Source organism: Tenacibaculum sp. MAR_2010_89, assembly GCF_900105985.1.
Classification (GTDB): Bacteria; Bacteroidota; Bacteroidia; order Flavobacteriales; family Flavobacteriaceae; genus Polaribacter; species Polaribacter halocynthiae.
On sequence record NZ_FNUB01000005.1, the window covers coordinates 1,382,380 to 1,405,405 of the forward strand.

Annotated in this window: 21 protein-coding genes; 9 read left to right on the forward strand and 12 right to left on the reverse strand. The window is 29.6% G+C overall.

The window, feature by feature from the left end:
- Positions 1-22: 22 nt before the first annotated feature.
- Positions 23-583: a DNA-3-methyladenine glycosylase I gene (locus BLV71_RS09615; RefSeq protein ID WP_093872000.1), complete on the reverse strand. Its 561-nt coding sequence runs from the start codon at positions 581-583 to the stop codon at positions 23-25.
- A 103-nt stretch (positions 584-686) separates the two neighbouring features.
- Here BLV71_RS09615 and BLV71_RS09620 point away from each other — a divergent pair, with 103 nt between their 5' ends.
- Positions 687-1,094, forward strand: coding sequence for a DUF6146 family protein (locus BLV71_RS09620; RefSeq protein WP_093870341.1), 408 nt, complete (start codon positions 687-689; stop codon positions 1,092-1,094).
- A 52-nt stretch (positions 1,095-1,146) separates the two neighbouring features.
- The gene (sppA, locus tag BLV71_RS09625; protein WP_093870342.1) at positions 1,147-2,892 is read left to right on the forward strand and encodes a signal peptide peptidase SppA; all 1,746 of its coding nucleotides are present in this window, start codon (positions 1,147-1,149) and stop codon (positions 2,890-2,892) included.
- Between the two features lie 87 nt (positions 2,893-2,979).
- Here the strand turns inward: sppA and groL are convergent, their stop codons facing one another.
- From groL to miaB, 8 genes are all read right to left on the reverse strand, one after another.
- On the reverse strand, positions 2,980-4,617 hold the full coding sequence (gene groL, locus BLV71_RS09630) for a chaperonin GroEL (RefSeq protein WP_093870343.1): 1,638 nt from the start codon (positions 4,615-4,617) through the stop codon (positions 2,980-2,982).
- 98 nt (positions 4,618-4,715) lie between these two features.
- Entirely contained in the window at positions 4,716-4,991 is a 276-nt protein-coding gene (locus tag BLV71_RS09635) for a co-chaperone GroES (protein ID WP_093870344.1), read from the reverse strand.
- A 166-nt stretch (positions 4,992-5,157) separates the two neighbouring features.
- Positions 5,158-5,502, reverse strand: a complete 345-nt coding sequence (secG, locus tag BLV71_RS09640; protein ID WP_093870345.1) for a preprotein translocase subunit SecG — start codon at positions 5,500-5,502, stop codon at positions 5,158-5,160.
- Positions 5,502-6,227, reverse strand: coding sequence for a hypothetical protein (locus BLV71_RS09645; RefSeq protein WP_093870346.1), 726 nt, complete (start codon positions 6,225-6,227; stop codon positions 5,502-5,504). Before BLV71_RS09645 ends, secG begins: the two co-directional genes overlap by 1 nt.
- 9 nt (positions 6,228-6,236) lie before the next feature.
- Complete coding sequence (locus BLV71_RS09650; protein ID WP_093870347.1) at positions 6,237-6,743, reverse strand: LptE family protein; 507 nt, start codon at positions 6,741-6,743, stop codon at positions 6,237-6,239.
- Positions 6,744-6,796: 53 nt separating this feature from the next.
- Complete coding sequence (locus BLV71_RS09655; RefSeq protein ID WP_093870348.1) at positions 6,797-8,026, reverse strand: sigma 54-interacting transcriptional regulator; 1,230 nt, start codon at positions 8,024-8,026, stop codon at positions 6,797-6,799.
- Position 8,027: 1 nt separating this feature from the next.
- Positions 8,028-8,525, reverse strand: a complete 498-nt coding sequence (locus BLV71_RS09660; protein WP_093870349.1) for a YcxB family protein — start codon at positions 8,523-8,525, stop codon at positions 8,028-8,030.
- Positions 8,526-8,539: 14 nt separating this feature from the next.
- Positions 8,540-9,994, reverse strand: a complete 1,455-nt coding sequence (gene miaB, locus BLV71_RS09665; RefSeq protein ID WP_093870350.1) for a tRNA (N6-isopentenyl adenosine(37)-C2)-methylthiotransferase MiaB — start codon at positions 9,992-9,994, stop codon at positions 8,540-8,542.
- 212 nt (positions 9,995-10,206) lie between these two features.
- Here miaB and topA point away from each other — a divergent pair, with 212 nt between their 5' ends.
- The 7 genes from topA (at position 10,207) to BLV71_RS09700 (ending at position 19,687) form a co-directional block, all read left to right on the forward strand.
- On the forward strand, positions 10,207-12,681 hold the full coding sequence (gene topA, locus BLV71_RS09670) for a type I DNA topoisomerase (RefSeq protein WP_093870351.1): 2,475 nt from the start codon (positions 10,207-10,209) through the stop codon (positions 12,679-12,681).
- 65 nt (positions 12,682-12,746) lie between these two features.
- Positions 12,747-13,904, forward strand: coding sequence for a formimidoylglutamase (locus BLV71_RS09675; RefSeq protein ID WP_093870352.1), 1,158 nt, complete (start codon positions 12,747-12,749; stop codon positions 13,902-13,904).
- Positions 13,905-14,005: 101 nt separating this feature from the next.
- On the forward strand, positions 14,006-15,379 hold the full coding sequence (gene gldK, locus BLV71_RS09680; RefSeq protein WP_093870353.1) for a T9SS ring complex lipoprotein PorK/GldK: 1,374 nt from the start codon (positions 14,006-14,008) through the stop codon (positions 15,377-15,379).
- 60 nt (positions 15,380-15,439) lie between these two features.
- The gene (gldL, locus tag BLV71_RS09685; RefSeq protein ID WP_093870354.1) at positions 15,440-16,084 is read left to right on the forward strand and encodes a type IX secretion system motor protein PorL/GldL; all 645 of its coding nucleotides are present in this window, start codon (positions 15,440-15,442) and stop codon (positions 16,082-16,084) included.
- Between the two features lie 49 nt (positions 16,085-16,133).
- Positions 16,134-17,666 carry a type IX secretion system motor protein PorM/GldM gene (gene gldM, locus BLV71_RS09690; protein WP_093870355.1) on the forward strand — a complete coding sequence of 511 codons (1,533 nt, stop codon included), beginning with the start codon at positions 16,134-16,136 and terminating at the stop codon, positions 17,664-17,666.
- A 19-nt stretch (positions 17,667-17,685) separates the two neighbouring features.
- Positions 17,686-18,549, forward strand: a complete 864-nt coding sequence (gene gldN, locus BLV71_RS09695; protein ID WP_093870356.1) for a type IX secretion system ring subunit PorN/GldN — start codon at positions 17,686-17,688, stop codon at positions 18,547-18,549.
- A 91-nt stretch (positions 18,550-18,640) separates the two neighbouring features.
- Complete coding sequence (locus tag BLV71_RS09700; RefSeq protein ID WP_093870357.1) at positions 18,641-19,687, forward strand: NAD(P)/FAD-dependent oxidoreductase; 1,047 nt, start codon at positions 18,641-18,643, stop codon at positions 19,685-19,687.
- Between the two features lie 198 nt (positions 19,688-19,885).
- Here the strand turns inward: BLV71_RS09700 and BLV71_RS09705 are convergent, their stop codons facing one another.
- The 3 genes from BLV71_RS09705 to BLV71_RS09715 all read right to left on the reverse strand — a co-directional run bounded on the left by BLV71_RS09705 (position 19,886) and on the right by BLV71_RS09715 (position 23,001).
- Positions 19,886-20,515, reverse strand: a complete 630-nt coding sequence (locus tag BLV71_RS09705) for a response regulator transcription factor (RefSeq protein WP_093870358.1) — start codon at positions 20,513-20,515, stop codon at positions 19,886-19,888.
- Positions 20,512-22,515 (reverse strand): tetratricopeptide repeat-containing sensor histidine kinase, encoded by a 2,004-nt coding sequence (locus tag BLV71_RS09710; RefSeq protein WP_093870359.1) that lies wholly within the window; start codon positions 22,513-22,515, stop codon positions 20,512-20,514. Before BLV71_RS09710 ends, BLV71_RS09705 begins: the two co-directional genes overlap by 4 nt.
- A 111-nt stretch (positions 22,516-22,626) precedes the next feature.
- The gene (locus tag BLV71_RS09715) at positions 22,627-23,001 is read right to left on the reverse strand and encodes a DUF983 domain-containing protein (RefSeq protein WP_093870360.1); all 375 of its coding nucleotides are present in this window, start codon (positions 22,999-23,001) and stop codon (positions 22,627-22,629) included.
- Positions 23,002-23,026: the final 25 nt, after the last annotated feature.

Genomic DNA, 23,026 nt, shown 5'->3' on the forward strand with positions numbered 1-23,026 from the left:
GTTGAGCGATAAAAATACGAAATTAAACCTCGTGATATCTAAAACAATCTGTTGTATGATCATTTACCATACCTGTTGCTTGCATATGTGCATAAATAACAGTTGAACCAACAAATTTAAAACCTCGTTTTTTTAAATCTTTTGAAATTTTATCAGAAAGATCTGTAGTTGCAGGTACATCTTCTCGTTTATTAAATACATTTTTAATAGGTACTCCATTAGTAAAGCCCCAAATGTATTTAGAAAAAGTACCAAATTCTTCTTGTATTTTCATAAAGGCTTTAGCATTTGATATTGTTGCTTTTATTTTTAATTTATTTCTTATAATTCCAGCGTTTTGTAATAGTTCTTCATATTTATTTTCAGAATAATGTGCTATTTTTTTATAATCAAAATTGTCAAAAGCAATTCTAAAATTTTCACGTTTTTTTAAAACGGTAATCCAACTCAAGCCAGCTTGAAAAGTTTCTAAAATTAAAAATTCAAATAATTTATCATCGTCATATACAGGAACTCCCCATTCATTATCATGATATTCAATATATAAAGGGGCATTACTAACCCAAAAACACCTGTTTTTCATATTGTTTTGTTTTAAGAGGTTTAAAAATACTGTTAAATCATTTAAAAACAATTTGAAAATGGAATAATTTTCGGAACTTTATAGAGGTTGAAAATCATTGATTATGAAAGTTTTGAAGTATGTATTAGTAATGGTAGTTTTTAGTGTTATTTTTTATGGATGTGCTTCTACATCTGTGAAAAATAAATCAACAACAAAAGAAGAGCCTGTTGTAATAGCAAATGATAGTTTAGAGTATGAAATTATTATAATAGATCCAGGTTTTACAACATATCTTAATTCTATAGCTAGGCCAGTAGGTTTTTATTCACAATCTTATTTAGAAAATAAAAATAGATTTTATGTTATGGCCTGGAATAGAAGGGTAGGGAGTCCAGGTACATTTAATCCAAATATATATGAAAACATAATTGATTATAACATACATATTGATTATGGTTATGAAGTAAATTATAAGTTATTTAATTATTTTGAGTTTGCACAAGGTAAATATAGAATGGTTTTAAGATGATACTTTTTTAACTCAAAAACGTATATTTGCTATCAAAAAATAATTACTAAGCATGAAGTTTTTACGAAATTTACTAGCCTCTATTATAGGCTTTTTTATATCAATATTTTTAATCTTTATCTTTTTTATTTTCATAGCCTCATTAATGGGGTCTCCAGATGAAATAATAGTAAAACCAAATTCAGTTTTAAAGTTAGATTTAACTACTTCAATAAAAGATTATGCTCCAAAAGATACAAATCCTTTAGCGGAAATATTGGAGTTGAATGATCAGAAATTAGCTTTAAATAAGATATTGAATGCTATTGATAATGCTAAAACTGACGCTAATATTAAAGGGATAAATATTAGAACGGTATATGTTAATGCAGGAATAGCGCAAACTCAAGCTATTCGAAATAAAATAGAAGAATTTAAGAAGAGCGGTAAATTTGTGTATGCATATAACGATTTCTTTGATCAAAAAAGTTATTACTTAAGTTCTGTTGCAGATAGTGTTTTTGTAAACCCTGTTGGAATGGTTGACTTTAAAGGACTTTCAACAGAGATTTTATATTACAAAGATTTTGAAGACAAGTATGGTGTGAAAATGGAAGTAATTCGTCACGGAAAATATAAAAGTGCCGTAGAACCTTATTTGACAAACAAAATGAGTGAAGCTAACAGAGAGCAAACGGTTTCTTTTTTAAAGTCTATTTGGTCTGAAATGACTGGGGATATTAGTAGAAGTAGAAAAATTTCTATTGAAAAATTAAACGAGATTGCTGATAATTCAAATGGAAGAAATGCTGATTTAGCTAAAGAGAGTAATTTAATTGATGCTGTAATTTATGAAGATGAATATAAAGATAAATTAAAGTCAATAGTAGCTTCAAAAGTTAATACAATAAGTATTCAAGATTATATTAAATCAGGAAAAGGTAGAAAATCTTCATTAGCAAAAAATAAAATTGCTGTAATTTATGCTCAAGGGCAAATAATGTATGGAGAAGGAAATGAAGATATAATTGGTCAAGGAATCATAAATAAAGCAATAAAAAAGGCAAGAAAAGATAAGAGTGTAAAGGCTATTGTTTTGCGTGTTAATTCTCCAGGAGGAAGCGCCTTAGCTTCTGAGTTGATTTGGAGAGAATTAGAATTGACAAAGAAAGAAAAGCCATTAGTAGTGTCTATGGGGAATTTAGCTGCTTCAGGAGGTTATTATATTGCTTGTAATGCAGATAAAATTATTGCAGAACCTACAACAATTACAGGTTCTATTGGTGTCTTTGGAATGATTCCAAACATTAGTAAGCTTACTGATAAACTAGGAATTAATGCTGAACAAGTATCTACTAATAGTAGTGCTAATTATAGTGTTTTTGAACCTATAGATGAAAAATTTTATAAAGTAACTAAAGAAGGAGTAGAGCAAATTTATAATGTTTTTGTAACTCGTGTTGCAAATGGAAGGGGTTTGAAATTTGATGAGGTTGATAAAATAGCTCAAGGAAGAGTTTGGACTGGTAAACAAGCTTTAGAAAATGGTTTAGTTGATGCTTTAGGTAGTTTAGATGATGCTATTGAAATGGCAGCAAGTATTGCTAATGTAGATGATTATAGAGTTAGAAATTACCCTAATTACAAGAAAGACATAAAAGAATCGTTTAAGTTTTCACCTTTTGCAAAACTATCAAAAGAAGAATTGTTAAAAGAGGCTTTAGGAGAAGAGAATTATAGGTTATATGATAATATAAATCAAATCAAAAATATAAAAGGAATACAAGCTAGAATACCTTTTATATTTGAGGTTAAGTAACCTCGTTTAATTATATAAAGAAAGGCTGTTTGATAATTCAAACAGCCTTTTTATTTTATAAACTATATGTGGAAATAGTTTTAATTATTACATCATTCCTGGCATTCCACCACCCATTGGAGGCATTCCTCCTCCAGCTGGAGATTCTTCTTTAATATCAATTAATGCACATTCAGTAGTTAAAATCATTCCAGCAACTGAAGCAGCATTTTCTAACGCTACACGAGTTACTTTTTTAGGATCAATAATTCCAGCATCTAACATATTTACATATGTTTCAGATTTTGCGTCGTAACCAAAGTCTTTTTTACCTTCAAGTACTTTATTGATAACAACAGAGCCTTCACCACCAGCATTCTCAACAATAGTTCTTAATGGAGATTCAATAGCTCTATTTACGATTTGTACTCCAGTAGTTTCGTCTAAATTCTCAGTAGTTAAAGTCTCTAATACTTTTTTAGCTCTTACTAAAGCAACACCACCCCCGGCAACAATACCTTCTTCAACAGCAGCTCTTGTAGCATGTAAAGCATCATCAACTCTATCTTTCTTTTCTTTCATCTCTACTTCAGATGCAGCACCTACATATAATACAGCAACACCACCAGCTAATTTAGCTAAACGTTCTTGTAATTTTTCACGATCATAATCAGAAGTAGTTGTTTCAATTTGTGCTTTAATTTGATTAACACGAGCTTTAATCTGTGTTTCATCACCAGAACCATTAACAATTGTAGTATTGTCTTTGTCAATAGTAACAGTTTCAGCAGTACCTAATAAATCTAAAGTAGCATTTTCTAAAGAGAAACCTCTTTCTTCAGAAATAACAGTACCTCCAGTTAAAATAGAAATATCTTCTAACATTGCTTTTCTACGATCACCAAAACCTGGAGCTTTTACAGCTGCAATTTTTAAACCTCCACGTAATTTGTTTACTACTAAAGTAGCTAATGCTTGTCCATCTACATCTTCAGCAATAATTAATAAAGGTCTTCCTGATTGAGATACTGGTTCTAATATTGGAAGAATTTCTTGTAAGTTAGAAATCTTTTTATCAAATAATAAAATATAAGGATTTTCTAAAGTAGCAATCATTTTATCTGCATCCGTTACAAAGTAAGGAGATAAATAACCTCTATCAAACTGCATTCCTTCTACTACATCTACATAAGTGTCAGTACCTTTAGCCTCTTCAACAGTTATTACACCTTCTTTACCAACTTTACCAAAAGCAGTTGCAATTAAATCACCAATTACTTGATCGTTATTTGCAGAAATAGAAGCTACTTGTTGAATTTTTTCAGAAGAATTTCCTACTTCTTCAGATTGCTTTGCTAAATCTTCAGTAATAACAGCAACAGCTTTATCTATTCCACGTTTTAAATCCATAGGATTAGCTCCTGCGGCAACATTTTTTAATCCTTCTTTAACGATAGATTGAGCTAAAACAGTAGCAGTAGTTGTACCATCACCAGCTAAGTCGTTAGTTTTAGAAGCAACTTCTTTTACCATTTGTGCTCCCATATTTTCTAGAGCATCCTCTAATTCAATTTCTTTAGCTACGGTAACACCATCTTTAGTTACATGAGGAGCTCCGAAAGATTTTGAAATAATTACATTACGTCCCTTAGGACCTAAAGTTACTTTTACTGCATTAGCTAATGCATCTACTCCACGTTTTAATCCGTCACGAGCATCAACATCAAATTTTATATCTTTTGCCATTTTATTTAGTTTTTTTTGTCTAAAGCTTATATGTAATTTTAGACTTTGTTTTTATTTAATTTATATAGAGCAATTGGATAGCTCAAAAAAATAATTATTTAGATAATAGCGAAAATGTCGCTTTCTCTCATAATTAAATAATCGTTACCTTCAAGTTTTAATTCAGTACCAGCGTACTTTCCGTATAAAACAGTATCTCCAACTTTTACAGTTAAAGGCTCATCTTTTGTTCCAGTTCCAACTGCAACAATAATTCCTTTTTGAGGTTTTTCTTTAGCGTTATCTGGAATAATAATTCCTGATGCAGTAGTTGTTTCTGCTGCAGCAGGCTCTACAAGAACTCTATCTGCTAAAGGTTTAATGTTTAATCCCATTTTATATATTTTTTAATTAATTAAATTAAGTTTTTAACTGGTTACTTTTAGTCAGAAATTATGCCATTGTTTTTATGCTGACACTTTTTCAACGAGTATAGTTTTTTGTGAAAAAAAAATGCCAACGTGTCATTACGTTGGCATTTCTATATGATTAAGATAGATATTATTTTACGCTATCGTTTGCTGTATTTGTTGTTGTAGCTGGAGTATTAGTAGTTGTTGTTTCTACTCCGTTTAATGTATCATCTAATTGAGGTGCATCTTGAGCATTTCCTCTAGGGATAGCAAAGTTAGCTAATAGGATTAAAGCAAACATTGTTATTGCTAAAGTCCATGTAGTTTTATCTAAGAAATTGTTTGTGTTTTGTACACCTCCAATGTTTTGAGATCCACCACCACCAAAAGATGAAGATAATCCTCCTCCTTTAGGGTTTTGTACCATTACAATTAAAATTAATGCTATTGCAACTATTAAAATTAACACTAAAAGTAAAGTATATGTAGTCATTATTTATTGTTTTGTAAAATTTTAATTTTCTTAATTTGGTCTGCAAAGAAACCACTTTTTTCTGGATATTTCAAACTTAATATTTTATATGCTTGAATTGCACTATCATATTTTTTCTGTTCAAGATAAACTTTAGCCAAAGTTTCGGTCATTAATCTGTTGTTTTGTTGAGATTCTGTAACCTTAATTTCTTTAGAAATACCTTTTGTAGGTCTTGTTATTTTAGGGCTAGTTTCAATAAAACGATTAATTAGTATATCTTTTTCAGAGTTTTTTTCAATCTTTTTTTCTGAGGATTGGTCTCTTACTATACTATTTTTAGAAGAAAGTTCTAACCATTGATTAAAAGAAAAAGTTTCTTTTTTAGTGAAGTTAAGAGGTTTTCCTATGGCTAATTCTTCATTAGTTGTGTCAGTTTTTAATAATTTTGTTTTTTGAATTACAATTTCTTTTAAACTTCTTTTTTCTGAATCTTTTTTAGTTGATGTAAAACTTTTAGATGTTATAAAATCAAATAAAACTGAACGATCTGTTGTATGGGTAGCAGTGACTTTAAGCTCATTATTGTATTTATAGCTTTCTTTGTTTTTTAAAGCTTTTAAATATAAAGAACGAGCAGACTGAAAATAAGGATATTTATCAATTATAGTTTTTAATTGATTAATACTTTCATCCTGGAAAAGTTCAGGGCTTTGAATAAATTTTATATAGTCGTCTGTTGTCAAATTAAAATATTACCATTTAGCTACCGATTCATTAAATATGTCTTGAGTAATTCGCTCTAATATTTTTTTTAGAGCATTATCTAATACGTTACCAATTAGTTGTTCAGAAGCACCGTAGTCATCATAAAAGGTGAATTGTTTTTCAAAACTGTCTTTTTCCTCTAAGTTATTGGTAAATCGAACGTTAACTACAATAGTAAGTCTATTTTGAGCAGCAGTTTGGTTTGCAGTTGCACTCATAGGAGAAATTCGATAATCAGTTATTTCACCTTCAAAATGTAATTGTCCTCCAATTCTTACCAAAGCTAAGTTAGTTTGACGAGTAAATAAATCTCTTAAGTCTTGTGTAAAACGTTTACTTAATGTTGGTTCAATTATTGGTGCTTGGTTTGGGAAAAAATCAATTTGAATTGTTTTAGCATTCCCTGTGTTTCCTCCTGTGAAAGAGTATGCTCCACAACCTATAAAAGTAATTAGAAGTATAAATGATAAAGATGTGTATAAAAGTTTTCTCATTTTAATTTAATAATGTAGTTCTGTAAAGGTAAATAAAACGAAAGTTAATTTTTTTATAAATCGTATTGTTTAATTTTTCTGTAAAGTGTTCTCTCAGATATACCTAATTCTTTTGAAGCAAGTTTACGTTTGCCATTGTTTTTTTCTAGAGATCTTCTTATCATTTCAATTTCTTTTTCTTGTAATGATAAATTTTCATCCTCTTCAATAGTTTCAACAAAATCATAGTTGTTTTGATTTGCTGATTCAGGAATTTGTACTACTTCAACTTTTGGAGTTTCAGTTTGTTGCTCTTGATATATTTTTTGAATTAATCGATGATTATCTTCTTGAACTTGTTTCGAATTTCCTTCTTTTAATAAATCTAAAGTTAACTTTTTTAAGTCATTAATATCGTTTCTCATATCAAACAATATTTTATACATAATATCTCGTTCGTTAGAAAAATCATTATTGTTATTAGCTTTGTTGTTATTAACAACTGCAGGAAGATTTCCTTGAATATTAGGTAGATATTGTACTAGTTTCTCAGGAGAAATAAGCCTATTTTCTTCAACTACTGATATTTGTTCTGCAATATTTCTTAATTGTCGTATGTTTCCTGGAAAGTTATAATTTAATAAAAGCTTTACAGCATTTTCTTCTAGCCTAATAGTTGGCATACGATATTTTTGAGCGAAATCTGCTGCAAACTTTCTAAATAGTAAATGAATATCTTCTCCTCTTTGTTTTAATGGAGGAAGAGGTATTTCAATGGTACTTAGTCGATAGTATAAGTCTTCACGAAATTTACCATTACTAATAGCATTGTGCATGTTAACATTTGTAGCTGCTACAATTCTTACATTTGTTTTTTGAACTTGAGAAGAACCAACTTTTATAAATTCACCGTTTTCTAAAACACGTAGTAAACGTACTTGAGTAGTTAAAGGTAATTCTCCAACTTCATCTAAAAAAATAGTACCTCCATCTGCAACTTCAAAATAACCTTTACGCGTAGCAGTAGCTCCTGTAAAAGCTCCTTTTTCATGACCAAATAACTCACTGTCAATAGTTCCTTCAGGAATTGCACCACAGTTTACAGCTATATATTTAGCATGTTTTCTATGTGATAATTGATGAATAATTTTTGGTACGCTTTCTTTACCAACACCACTTTCACCAACAACTAATACTGAGATGTCAGTAGGAGCAACCCTAATGGCTTTTTCAATAGCTCTGTTGAGCTGAAGGTCATTACCAATAATACCAAAACGTTGTTTTGTTGCTTGTAAGTTTTCCATATTAATAACCTAAGTTTTTGATTAAAGTTTTGAAATCGTTTAATTTCTTTTGGCTAAAAAAGTTCTTATTAAGATATGACTCTTGTCCATTTGTGTTTTTGAAAAGGAAAAAAGTTTTATGTTCTTTTATGTAATTTATTTGAGACCATTGAATAAAGTTATTATACGACTCACCAATTGTTTTAATACCATCTTTTGTGTAAATAACAGTTGTTTTTTCTTTTAAAATTTTATTGTTGTTATAATTCTTTTTTAAACCAAAATAAAAACTAAAAGGAAAAATAATAAAAACTAAAAGAGGGATGATAATGTTTATTGTTGGAATACTCTCATTTGTATAAATAGAATTGTCGAAAAAAAAAAAAATATTAAAAATAAGCATTAAGAATGCTAAAAAAAACACAAACCAGATTCCCCATGATTTAAATATTTTATTAATTAGAGGTGAGGTAAAATCTTTAAAACGATAAATGGGCTTTATAATTATTTCTTTTTCCATAGAAATTAAATTTCTTATTGATTGTCAGAATATCCAATAGCAGTTCCTAATAATGTAGCTGAAGTACAATCATCAACTTTAACGTTTACAAAATCTCCCATTTTATAATGTTCTTTAGGGAAAATTATAACTGTATTTTGAGTATTACGACCTTTCCATTCATTTGGATTTTTCTTTGAAGTACCTTCAATTAAAACTTCTTGTATCTGCCCTAAATTTTCTTTGGTTCTATATAAACTATGTTCTTGTTGTAAATCTATAATTTCTTGTAGTCTACGTTTTTTAATAGCTAAAGGTATATCATCTTCCATTTTTTTAGCTGCTAAAGTTCCAGGACGTTCTGAATAAGCAAACATAAACCCGAAGCTGTATTTTACATGGCGCATCAAATCTAAAGTATCTTGATGATCTTGTTCAGTTTCTCCACAAAAACCAGCAATCATATCTTGACTTAAAGCCATTTCAGGAATGATTTTATAAATATTATCAACTAATTCCATGTACTCTTCACGAGTGTGTTGACGGTTCATTGCTTTTAACATAGCATTACTTCCACTTTGAATAGGTAAGTGAATGTATTTACATATATTTTTATGTTTTGCCATTACATGAATAACATCAAGAGTCATATCTTGAGGGTTAGAAGTTGAAAAACGAAAGCGTATTTTAGGGAATTCTGTAGCACACATATCTAACAGTTGAGCAAAATCTACAGCAGTAGCCTTTGCCATTTCTGAAGCTTTATTGAAATCCTTTTTTAAGCCACCTCCATACCATAAGAAAGAATCTACATTCTGACCTAATAAAGTAATCTCCTTGAAGTTTTTCTCTTGCATTGATCTGATTTCTGCAATAATACTTTGAGGATCTCTACTTCTTTCTCTACCTCTTGTAAATGGAACAACACAAAAGGTACACATGTTATCACAGCCACGAGTAATTGAAACAAAAGCAGATACTCCATTAGAGTTAAGTCTTACAGGAGAAACATCAGCATATGTTTCTTCTTTTGATAAAATAACATTAACAGCATCTCTACCAGCATCTACCTCTTCAACTAAATTAGGTAAATCACGATAAGCATCAGGACCTACTACTAGATCTACAATTTTTTCTTCTTCTAAAAATTTTTCTTTTAATCTCTCAGCCATACAGCCTAAAACCCCAACCTTCATTTTAGGATTTATTCTTTTTACAGCATTATATTTTTTTAAACGATTACGAACAGTTGTTTCAGCTTTTTCACGAATAGAACAAGTATTTACTAGTACTAAATCTGCATCTTCTAAATTTTGAGTAGTGTTGAAGCCTTGTTCAGAAAGGATAGAGGCCACAATTTCACTATCATTCATGTTCATTTGACAACCATAGCTTTCAATAAAAAGCTTTTTACTGTTGTTCTCTTTTTGCTCAGTAAGTAAAGGTTTTCCTTGTATTTTCTCGTCAATTACTTTCTCAATGTGTTCCATATAATCCTTAAGTGATAATAAAAAATAGAATGCAAAGATACGACCAAAAACTATAAAATATGACAAATTGACATAAATTAATTAAAGGTTAAAAGCGTTAAAAAAAAGTAAAGTTTAGAAGAAAAAGTGCTAATAAAAAAAAAGTGTCTACTTTTGCAAACTGAAAAAGGGTATCATTATATTATGGTATTATTTAGATAAGAGTAAGAAGTATGGCAAAGAATTTAGTAATAGTAGAGTCACCAGCAAAAGCAAAAACTATAGAAAAGTTTTTAGGGAAAGATTTTCAAGTTGAATCTAGTTTTGGACATATAGCAGATTTACCTTCGAAAGAATTAGGAGTTAATGTAGAAGGAGATTTTAAACCAAAATATATTGTTTCAACTGATAAGAAAGCAGTTGTAAAAAAACTAAAGGATTTAGCAAAAAAAGCAGAAACTGTTTGGCTAGCAAGTGATGAGGATCGTGAAGGAGAAGCTATTGCATGGCATTTGGCAGAGCAGTTAAAACTTAAGGATAAAGACACTAAACGAATAGTGTTTAACTCTATTACTAAGAAAGCAATTTTAAAAGCAATAGAAAATCCAAGGACTATAAATTATAATTTGGTAGACGCTCAACAAGCAAGGCGTGTATTAGATAGAATAGTAGGGTATGAATTATCACCTGTTCTGTGGAGAAAAGTAAAAGCAGGATTGTCAGCTGGTAGGGTTCAGTCTGTAGCTGTACGATTAATTGTAGAAAAAGAAAGAACTATTGAAGGTTTTGAGGCTAAGGCGTCATATAGAGTAGATGCTGAGTTTTCTAATGAAGAAGGAAAAAGTTTTAAAGCAAAGTTGGCTAAGAATTTTACAACGAAGAAAGAAGCAGAAGAGTTTTTAAGTTCTTGTGCTGATGCAAATTTTAACGTTGAAGATTTACAAAAGAAGCCAGCAAAAAAATCTCCAGCAGCTCCTTTTACAACATCAACTTTACAGCAAGAGGCATCTAGGAAATTAGGTTTTCCAGTTGCAAAAACAATGATGGTTGCTCAGCGATTATATGAAGCAGGACTTATAACATATATGAGAACCGATAGTGTTAATTTATCGGATGATGCTAAAACTGCAGCTGAAGAAGAAATATCTAATTACTACGGTAAAGAATATAGTAAACCAAGAAATTATTCAACTAAATCAAAAGGAGCTCAGGAAGCGCATGAGGCAATTCGTCCTACAGATATGACTCGTCATGAGGTGTCAGTTGAATATGATCAAGATCGTTTATACGGTTTAATATGGAAACGTACTTTGGCTTCACAAATGAGTGATGCCCAATTAGAAAGAACATCGGTTAAAATAGAAAATGATAAAAATGATAAAGTTTTTTCTGCTAATGGAGAAGTAATAACTTTTGAAGGTTTTTTAAAAGTATATTTAGAAGGTAATGATAATGAAGATGAAGAGCAAGATGGAACACTTCCTAAAATGAAAGTAAGTGAAACTTTAGTTAATAAATTTATCTCAGCAACAGAAAGGTATACCCGTCCGCCAGCAAGGTTTACTGAAGCATCTTTAGTGAAAAGGTTAGAAGAATTAGGAATTGGTCGTCCTTCTACGTATGCACCTACTATTTCTACAGTTCAAAGAAGAGGGTATGTTGAAAAAGGTACAGCTGAAGGAGTTGAAAGAAAGTATACTCAGTTAATGCTAGCTAATGCAAAAATTTCTGAAAATGTTCTATCAGAAAAGGTAGGGGCAGATAAAGGGAAAATAATGCCAACTGATATAGGGAATATTGTTAACGACTTTTTGGTAGAGAATTTCAAGAGAGTATTAGATTACGGTTTTACAGCAAAAGTAGAAAGTGATTTTGATGATATAGCAGAAGGAAAGGAAAATTGGACTTCAATAATTAAAGATTTTTATAAAGATTTTCATCCTAATGTAAAAGATGTGGCTGAAAACGCTGAAAGAGCTAGCGGACAACGTTTATTAGGAGTTGATCCTGATAGTGGTAAAAATGTATATGTTCGTTTAGGTCGCTTTGGCGCCATGGTTCAGATAGGAGAAGCAACTGATGAAGAAAAACCGAAGTTTGCAAGTTTACAGGCTGATCAAACTCTAAGTTCTTTGACTTATGAAGAAGCAATGGATTTGTTTAAGCTACCTAAAACTGTTGGAGATTATGAAGAGAAAGAAGTAATAGTTGCAAATGGTCGTTTTGGGCCTTATATTAAGTTTGATGGAAAATACGTATCTTTAGATAAAGGAGAAAATCCAATGTCTGTTGATATGGATAGAGCTATTGAGTTAATTGAAGCTAAAAGAAAAGCTGATGCACCTATAGGACATTATGAAGAGCTTCCAATTCAAAAAGGAGTTGGTCGTTTTGGACCGTTTATTAAATGGAATTCAATTTTCATTAATGTAAATAAAAAATATGATTTTGATAATCTTACACAAGAAGATTTAGAAGAATTAATTGAAGATAAAAAAAGAAAAGAGCGAGAAAAGTTAATTCATAATTTTGAAGAAGTTGGTATTCGTGTAGAGAAAGCACGTTGGGGACGTTTTAATGTTATTAAAGGTAAAATTAAAATTGAACTGCCAAAAACTACAGAAATAGAAAAGTTAACTCAAGAGGAAGCTGTGAAAATGGTAGAAGCTAAAACACCAAAAAAGAAAAAAGCTAAAAAAAAGAAATAAAGTAAATTAAAAAGAGAATAGTTTTTTTGTTATATTGCGGTTCCTTATTTAATCCCCTTAAATAGATGAATATCGATTTTTTTTCACCGGTAAGTGACTCTGTTGTTACACATGTTATGTCGCAGGCATCCTCGACATTGGGTGGGAATATTAGTATTCATACTTCAGAGAATGGATTTCCTGACCTTTCTAAAGTAAAAATAGCAATACTTGCTGTTTCGGAAGGAAGAGGAGCCGATCAATACGATTGTTTAGAAGGTATTTATAATATCAGAAAAGAATTATATCAATTGTTTTCTGGTAATTGGCACACAAAAATTGCTGATTTAGGAACCATTGAGCAAGGAAGTACAATTAAAGATACTTATTTTGCCGTATCTTCAGTTATTACTTCATTACTTAAAGATGATATTATTCCAATAATAATTGGAGGAAGTCAAGATGTAACCTACGCAAATTATAGAGCTTATGATGCTCTTGAACAAACTGTAAACTTAGTGTCAATAGATAGTAGGTTTGATTTAGGTGGAGATAATGAAGAATTATTAGCTAAATCTTTCTTAGGGAAGGTTATAATGGATGAACCAAGTAATTTGTTCAATTATAGTAATATAGGATATCAAACTTATTTCAACTCGCAAGAAGAAATAGCATTGTTAGATAAGTTATATTTTGATACATTTAGGTTAGGAGAAGTTAAAAATATTACATTAGTAGAGCCAATTTTAAGAGATGCTGATATCGTTAGTTTAGATATAGCAAGTGTTAGACAAGGAGACGCACCTGGAGCTATTAATGCTTCGCCTAATGGATTTTATGGTGAAGACATGTGTGCAATAGCAAGATACTCAGGAATAAGTGACAAAGTTACTTCTTTTGGTGTCTATGAATATAGTAGTAGTTTAGATGTTAACAATCAAACAGCAAGACTTATAGCTCAAGCTATTTGGTATTTCATTGAAGGTGTAAATCATAGAGCAAATGATTACCCATATGTAACAAAAGAAAATTATGAAAGATATACAGTTGTTTTAGATGACGATGATCCATTAAATTTTTATAAAAGCGATAAAAGTGGTCGTTGGTGGATGGAAATAAATTTAATATCGAATAATAAACATAAAAGACATGCGTTAATACCATGTAACTATCGAGATTATGAGCAAGCATTAAATCATAAAATACCAAAAAGATGGTTTAAGGCATTGCAAAAGCTTACGTAAAAGAGAGTTATCTTTTTAAAGATAAATTTTTATAACTCGTAATTGTTTTTTAATAAAAAAAATAATAGGTTTACGCCTCTTTTTATAAGAAAGAATAAAGTATGAAGAAATTAGCAGTATTTGCATTATTAGTATCTATCATTTACGCCTGTGGTTCTAACGGAGACAGAGGAGAATTGACAGGAGTTAAATCAAAAAGAAAATGGTTTGCTGAAAAACCTTATGGTATGGCTAAAATACCAGGAGGTTCATTTACTATGGGTAAACAAGATGAAGATCCTTTAGGCGCTATGAACGCTCCTACTAAGACTGTGACTGTACAGCCTTTTTATATGGATGAGTCTGAAATTACTAATAGTGAGTATAAGCAATTTGTTTACTGGGTAAGAGATTCAGTTACTAGAACAAAATTAGCGTATCAAGCTGAATTTGCATCTAGTGGAGAAGAAGGAGCTGACGGAGAGAAACCAGCAGGTATTCAATTGTATGCTTTTGCATCTAAAGATACCGTTAATGAAACTCCATATGAGAAATACATGCGTGAAAATTACTATGAAGTAGGTGAAGGTTTAGATTCTTTAAAACCTTTAAATTGGGAAGAAGATCTTATTTGGGAACAACAAGAATTTCCTGATGCTGACTACGTAGAGGTAATGGATTCATTATATATTAAAAAAGAAGAAGCTTTAAACGGTATTAGAACTTTTAAAACTAAATTATTAAACTACAGATATTATTGGTTTGATAATGAAAAAGCAGCTAAATCTGGAAAAGACAGAAAAGAATTCATGAAAAATGAAGAAATTAATATCTATCCTGATACTACAGTTTGGATTAAAGATTTTAATTATTCATACAATGATCCAATGCATCAAGAATATTTTGCACATAAAGCATATGAAAACTATCCAGTAGTTGGAGTTAGCTGGAATCAAGCAAAAGCATTTTGTCACTGGAGAACACAAACTAAAAACAACTTCCAACGTTCAAAGAAAAAGTTAGGTTTAGTTCCTGCTTTTAGATTACCAACTGAAGCTGAATGGGAGTATGCTGCTCGTGGAGGTCTTAATTATGCTAAATATCCTTGGGGTGGACCAAGTACCACTAGTGATAGAGGATGTTTCTTAGCGAATTTTAAACCAGTTCGTGGAGATTATGCAGCTGATGGAGCTTTATATACAGTTGAAGCTGTTTCTTATAACGCTAATGAATACGGATTATATAACATGGCAGGAAACGTTGCTGAATGGACAAATACAGCATATAATCAAATGTCGTACTATATGGGGTCAACGATGAATCCTAATGTAGAAAATAGAGAAAATAGAAGAAAAATAATTAGAGGTGGTTCGTGGAAAGATGTAGCATATTTCTTAGAAGTAAGTTCAAGAGATTGGGAGTATGCAGATACAGCAAGAAGTTATATCGGATTTAGAACTGTACAAGATTATTTAGGTACAAGTAAAAGTAAGTAATAAAAAAAAGTAACAAGTATAAATAAAAATTAAAATTAATTCCCTTAAAAAAGTAAAATTATGGCACAATCAAAATCGAGTAAGAAAGTATTTAACATGGCCTATGGTTTAGGAGCCTCTGTAGTAATTTTAGGAGCACTTTTTAAAATCATGCACTTTAAAATTGGCCCATTAACAGGAGGTGTAATGTTAACTGCAGGGTTAGTAGTAGAAGCTATTATTTTTGCAATATCTGCATTTGAACCTATCGAAGATGAATTAGATTGGACCAAAGTTTACCCAGAATTAGCAGGAGGTTCTTCATTAGGCAAAAACAATGAAGCATCACCAGAAGAGGCTCAAAGTATGTTGTCTCAAAAATTAGATAATATTTTAAAAGAAGCAAAGTTAGATGCTACCTTAATTTCAAGTTTAGGCGATAGTATTAAAAACTTTCAAGGTGCTGCAGAAGGTTTAACTGCTACATCAGCAACTGTTTCTTCAACTAACCAATATAACGAGCAAATGTCTATGGCAGCTGCTAAGTTAGAATCATTAAATGGAGCATATTCAGTTCAAGTTGAAAACGCAACCAAACAAGCTGATTTAAATTCAGCAATGGTAGAAAACTCTCAACGTTTACAAGAACAAATGCAATCATTAGCAACAAACTTATCTTCATTAAATGGAGTATATGGAGGAATGTTATCTGCAATGTCTAAGTAATATTAGTTTTATTAACTAAAATATATATTAATTAAAAAAAACTAATAGAATGGCAGGAGGAAAACAGTCACCAAGGCAGAGGATGGTAAACTTGATGTACCTTGTTTTTATTGCAATGTTAGCAATGAACATGAGTAAAGAAGTTTTATCAGCTTTTGGATTAATGAATGAGAAGTTGTCAGAGTCTAATACTAGGGCAACTAAATCAAATCAAGCTTCATATGAGGCTTTAGCTTTAAAAGCATCAGAACAAGCTAAACAATATGGGAAAGCTAAAGAAGACACAGATAAATTACGTGTTATGGCTGATGAATTGTTTAACTATATAGATGAGTTAAAAACAAAAATGACTAGTGATTTAGAGGATACTAAAGCCTATGAATCAATGGATAAATCTGGATTTTTAGATCAATATTTCTTTGCTAATGGAAAAATTTCAGCAAAAGGTAAAGAATATGTTGCTAAAATTAAGGAGTTTAAAGAAAAAGCGTTAGAAGTTTTAGGAGAAAGAGACTTAGCAAAAGTTGTTTCTGAGCGTTTTAAAACTGATGATGTTAAAGATAAAGAAGGTGTTAAAAAATCTTGGTTAAGTTATAATTATGAAGGTTTTCCTTTAATTGCTTCTTTAACTAAAATGACACAGATTCAATCTGATGTTAAAACAACTGAGTCTGATGCGTTATCTGCTTTATTACAAGGTGAGTTATCAAAAGCAGTTTCTATGACTAATTATGAAGCCATGGTTGTTTTTGAGAAAAACGCTTATTATCCAGGTGAAAAATTATCAGGTAAAATAATTTTAGGTAAAAATGACCCTAACTTAACTGCTGAGAAAGTAATAGTTAACGGTAAAGATATAGAAGAGGCTAAAATTAAAGCTGGTCAAGTTATATTAGATGGGCCTGCTGGTTCTGTTGGAGATAAAGAACTTAAAGGTGAATTTCACTTTAAAGAGGGAGATTCAACAGTTATTATTCCAATTAAAGGAGGTTATTCTGTTATACCTAAACCAAATGAAGCTGTAATTTCTGCTGATAAAATGAATGTAGTTTATAAAGGATTGTCAAATCCATTAACTATATCTATTCCAGGTGTAGCAGGTAACAAAGTTGTAGCTTCTGCTCCAGGATTAAAAAGAGTAAAAGGGAATAGTTATGTAATGAGACCAAAAGGAAATGGTGAAGTTACAATTAGAGTTTCTGGAACATTACCTAACGGAAGTAAAGTAAGTTCTAATAAGAAGTTTAGAATTAAGGATATTCCACCAGCTGTAGGTATGGTTAGAAATCAATATGGTACAGTTAGAATGCCAAAAGCTAGTGTTAGAAATATTACAGTTGGAGCAGGATTACCTGATTTCTTATTTGATTTAAAACTAAATGTATCTAGCTTTAAAATTAAAGTTCCTGGTCAAACAACAATTGCAGTTTCTGGAACACGCTTAAATGCTAGAGCTAAAAAAGCTCTTTCAAGAGCAAGAAGAAACGATGTAATTACCATTTTTGGTATTGAAGCATCTGTGTCTGGATCTAATTATAAAATAAAGAAAGTGCTAAATGTTAGCATTGAAGTTACTAATTAATAAGTAAAACAAGAAGAGTATGAATTGGAAGCGTTTTTATTTGGTTGCATTAACACTTGTAGTAACAAGTTATGCAAGTGCACAAGCAAACCTTTTAAATTCTAAAAAGGTAAGCGAAATAGGATTTAAATCAGAAGCTCAAATTGCTTCAGAAGATGATAAACCCTTACCTTATGGACATATTACAGACAGAGATGTTTTGTGGTCTAAAGTGGTATGGGAATACATTGATTTAAATCAAAAAATAAACTTACCTTACTATTATCCAATAGATACAGTAAGTACAGGTAATGGAAGACGTTCTTTATTTGATTCTTTATTAAAAGGAATTAGAGATGGTGAAATAAAAGAAGTTTATGATGACTCTTATTTTACGTCTAAAATAGGAATGGATGAAATTAAAGAGAAAACAGAAGATTTAAGAGACGATGGTTATGGTAACATTGATCCATATACAATCAAATCTGAACAAGTTAAAGGATATTTAGTTAAAGGTATTTGGTACTTTGATAAGCGACAAGGAGAGTTAAAGTATCGTTTATTAGGAATTGCTCCAATGGGACCAGATGTTCAAGTTCTAGGACGTGATGAAATTGATGATAAGGATAATATTTATGAACTTTTTTGGATTTTTTATCCTGATGCTAGAGAAACACTACATAAATCAAAAGTATTTAATCCTTTAAACTCTGCTACTCCAATATCATATGATAACTTATTAAACGCTCGTAGGTTTACTGCTACAATTGTAAAGGAAGAAAACTTATATGGCGATAGAGAGATTAAAGATTATGTTCGTGGAAACTCATTATTTCAACTTTTAGAGGCTAATAGAATAAAAGAAGGAATACGTGATAGAGAAATGGATATGTGGAATTATTAATATTTCTAATAGATAAATTAAGAAAAGCGTTTGCAGTATATGCAAACGCTTTTTTATTTATTTGAATATTCTTTATTATTACCTTTGCTTTATGATTAAAGAGGTTGATTATATTATAGTTGGTTTAGGTTTAGCAGGAATTTCATTTGCTGAAGAATTAGCTAAAAATAACTATAGTTTTGTAGTTTATGAAGACTGTTCTCAAACATCTTCAAAAGTAGCTGGTGGGGTTTATAATCCTGTTATTTTAAAAAGATTCACACCAGTTTGGAATGGTCATGATCAACTTGAGTTTGCGCTACCTAAATATGAAGAATTAGAAAATAAATTAGATGTTAAAATAGATTCTAAATTTAAAACCAGGAAAGTATTTAATTCAATTGCTGATGAAAATAATTGGTTTGTAGCATTAGATAAACCATTTTTATCTAATTATATGCAACCAGATATTTTAAAGGGAAAAATTGAAGGAGTTATTGGTGATTTTGGTTTCGGTGAATTAAAAGGAACTGGGAGAATAGATACCCATAAACTTATTTTAAATTATACAGAGTATCTACGTAAACGTGGTGCTATATATGAGGAAAAATTTATTTATGATGAGTTAATTATAGAAGATGAATTTCTTAGATATAAAGACATCAAATCTACCAAAATTGTTTTCTGTGAAGGTTTTGGAATAACAAAGAATCCTTTTTTTAATGATTTACCTTTAAAGGAGTCAAAAGGAGAAATACTTACAATTCATTCACCAGAATTAAAGATTGACTTTTTATTAAAATCAAATGTATTTGTTATGCCACTAGGTAATGATTATTATAGAGTTGGTGCAACATTTAATTGGACAGATTCTACAACTACTCCAACTAAGGAGGGTAGAGAAGAACTTGAAGCGAAGTTAAAAAATGTAATTTCTGTTCCCTATAAAGTAACTAATCATACAGCTGGAATAAGACCAACAGTTAAAGATAGAAGACCTTTGTTGGGTAAGCATCCTAAATATTCAAATTTAGCTGTTTTAAATGGCTTAGGAACACGAGGTGTTATGATAGGTCCAACAATGGCTAGCATGCTGTTTAAACATTTAGAAAAAGGTGAGTTATTAGAAAAAGAAGTAGATATTAATAGGTTTAATTAAAAACGATCTAGTTAATGAAAACTAGATCGCTTTGTACAAGTAGTATTAAGTAAGATGTAAAATTATTCAAATCCCCCCAGAAAAGAATAAATTCCCTTATTAGATTACATTCTTACAGTGTTTGGTCTTTTCTGTTAAACAAAATAAACGAATTTTATTGATACGGAGATGGGTATTAATACCCAAAAACATTTTTGCTTAAGTAAATAAGTGCTTGTTTTTTTGAGTCCAGTTAAGTAAGGCCCCTGTTTTAGGGCTTAAATCTAGCTTCAAAATAATTTTGCTTCTATATTTTTCAATAGTTCTAGGTGATAAAAAAAGTAAATGACCAATTTCCTTATTTGTTTTATGTTGCGAAATTAGCTTTAATATTCGTCTCTCTGCTAACGTGAAATCTTTTAATACACTATTGTCATCTTCAGTAAAATTTAAAAGATCTTTAATTTTTTGACTAAAAAAAGGAGTATTATTTAAAACAGAGTTTATACATAATTCAATTTCTTCAAGTGCAAATTCTTTTAATATATATCCATAGATATTATATTTCTTTGCTTGTAAATATAATTGAACTTCTTTGTGAAGTGTAATAAGTATAATTTTTGAACTTACATTATTTTTTAAACATTCTTTAGCTACTTCTATACCTGTTAACTTAGGCATTTCAACATCTAAAATGGCTATAGAGGGTTGGTTTTTTAGTATAAAATTAAGTGCAGATTTCCCATCATTTCCTGTACCTATGATATTATACTCTTTTTCAATTAATAAATCTTTCAACCCTTTAATCAATATAGGGTGATCATCAGCTATGTAAATGGTTGGTTTCATATTTTAGGAAATGAAATTTCAATTGTTGTACCTTTATTTAATATAGACTTGACTCTAATTAACCCTTTTAAAAAAATCACTCTATTCTTTAAGTTTTTTAATCCAATACTATTGGGTTTTTGATATTTTTCAAAATAGTTAAAACCAACGCCATTATCTTTTACTGATAAAAATATTCTTTTACGAGTTTCATTAATCATAACTTGAGCAGAATCAGCTTTTGAATGTTTAATAATGTTGTTTAGGCATTCTTGAATTATTCTATATAAATTTAATTCCTGTTTAGGAGTTAATAGATGATCAATATTATCAATATCTCCAAAAACTAAAATAGTTGAATAATGAGAATCTAATTCATAGATCAAGTCTTCAATAGATTTCGTTATTCCAATTTGCTTTATTTGATTCGGTTGAAGATTTTTAGAAATTATACGTATTTCATTGATAGCTTCATTAACTAATTCACAGCCTTTTTTATCACTATTAATTAAAACTTGATTTTTTACTAGTAGTAGTTTTTGACCGAGACTATCATGTAAATCTTTAGAAACTCTTTTTCTTTCATTATCTATATAAGATAATAAATTTTGAGAATATAGTCTTTGTAATCGTTGTTTTCTTTTTAAATATCTACTATTTAAAAAGAAATAAACTAAGGTGATTATTGATAAGCTAAGAACAAGAAGACTAATAAGTAATATATACTTATTCTTTTTTTCTTTTTTAAGAATTAAAATATCACTTTTTTGTTGTTGTATTTTTTGGTCATTTATCTTTTTTTCATGCAACGTTTGGTAATAGTAAAGAATATTTAGTTTCTCTATGTTGAAAATAGAATCTTTGATGTAATTATAAGAATCATAATGTTTCAGAGCCTCTCCAAAATTACTTTGTGCTTTAAATATTTTATATAAAAGTTTTTCAGCATCGATAACATCTTGTGTGTGATGTTGTTTCTTTGCATCAAATAGTACTTGTTTGGCAACAACAAGTGCTTGTTTTAAGTTGTTATTCTTATATAAGTAGTAGCTTCTTAATTTTTTATAATAATGATAGTTATCATTATCTGAAGTTTTTATTAGTTTGGTAGCCAGCTCATAATATGTTTTAGCCTTGTTATTTTTGTTGTTGTCTAAATAATATTGAGCTAAATCACAATAAATGTAAGATAAGTTTTTAAACTCATCGTTCTCTTTTTTTGCTTTTTCAACAGCCTTTGTAAGATAAAATTTTTGTTTTTTGTATTGCTTGTTTTTTTTGTATTCGGCAGCTAAATTTTGATAGTCATTAGATAAACCTAAAGTGAAATCTGTTTCAATTTTTTCATTTATAAGTTTTAATCGTTCTTGTATAGCTTTATCAATAAATCCATTTGCTCCATGTATATTAATCATTGCTGATTTTGTGTAAAAAGCATAATGAACATCATTTAAGGAGGTATAATAATCTAATGCTTTTTCATAACTTGAAAGAGCGCTTAGGAAATTATGGCCGTTGTAATAAGCTTGACCTCTGAAAAAATATGCATCAGCAGAATGAATAGAATCTTTATCAGTAAATGTATTAATAGCTATCGTATAATTATCAATGGCTTTTGTATAATTTTTCCCATTAAAATATAGTCCACCTTTTTTTAAATAAATGGCACCAATTAAAAAGCTATCATCAATTTTATTTTTAAATTTTTCAATTTTATTTAGTAGTTTAAAAGCACGTTCTCTTTGCCCGAAATGAGTGTTTATATAATAAATTACTTTGATACCACGGCTAATAGCTTTTTTATATTCTTTACTTTTTATAGCTAACTCAATATATTTTTCAGAGTAATCAACCATTAAATCAAATTCTTTTTTTGATTTCGATAGTTTAATTAAACTATCGAAATTTCTTAGTTGAACTTGAGCAGTTTTAAAAGAATTGATTTTCTTATCTGATCTCTTTTTTTGATAAAAAAAAGAATAGATAATTAAAATAGGTATAAAATAAAGATATTGTTTCAAATGGGGATTTTTAATTTAAAAAATACAATTAAATCAAAAGCGAGGGACCCTATACCCAAATATAGTAAAAAAATGAATAATTGTAAATAGTAAAAAGTCTCTTTTATGATACTATTTTATCTTGTTATACTTAACAAATAAGTTTATCCAAATAATTCTTGATAAACGTAAACTAAAAGGTGTAAGTAAAAAAGATACTATAATTATGGCAATAAAACTTTGTAAAATTGAGAGACCAAAAAATAGTTTAGCAATAATAAAAATAGCTACAAATAAAGCTACTGCGATACCATAGTTAATATACATTGCCCCAAAGAAAAAAGAGGGTTCCATCATGTATTTTAAATTACAATTAGGGCAATTATCATGTAATTTTGTAATCTTTTTAGGATTTATTGAAATTCTGTATTTAAAAAAATCACCTTCATGGCATTGAGGGCATTTACTTTTGAATATACTATATAATTTACTGCCTTTTCCAAACATAATCTTAGGGGTATAAGCTTAAATA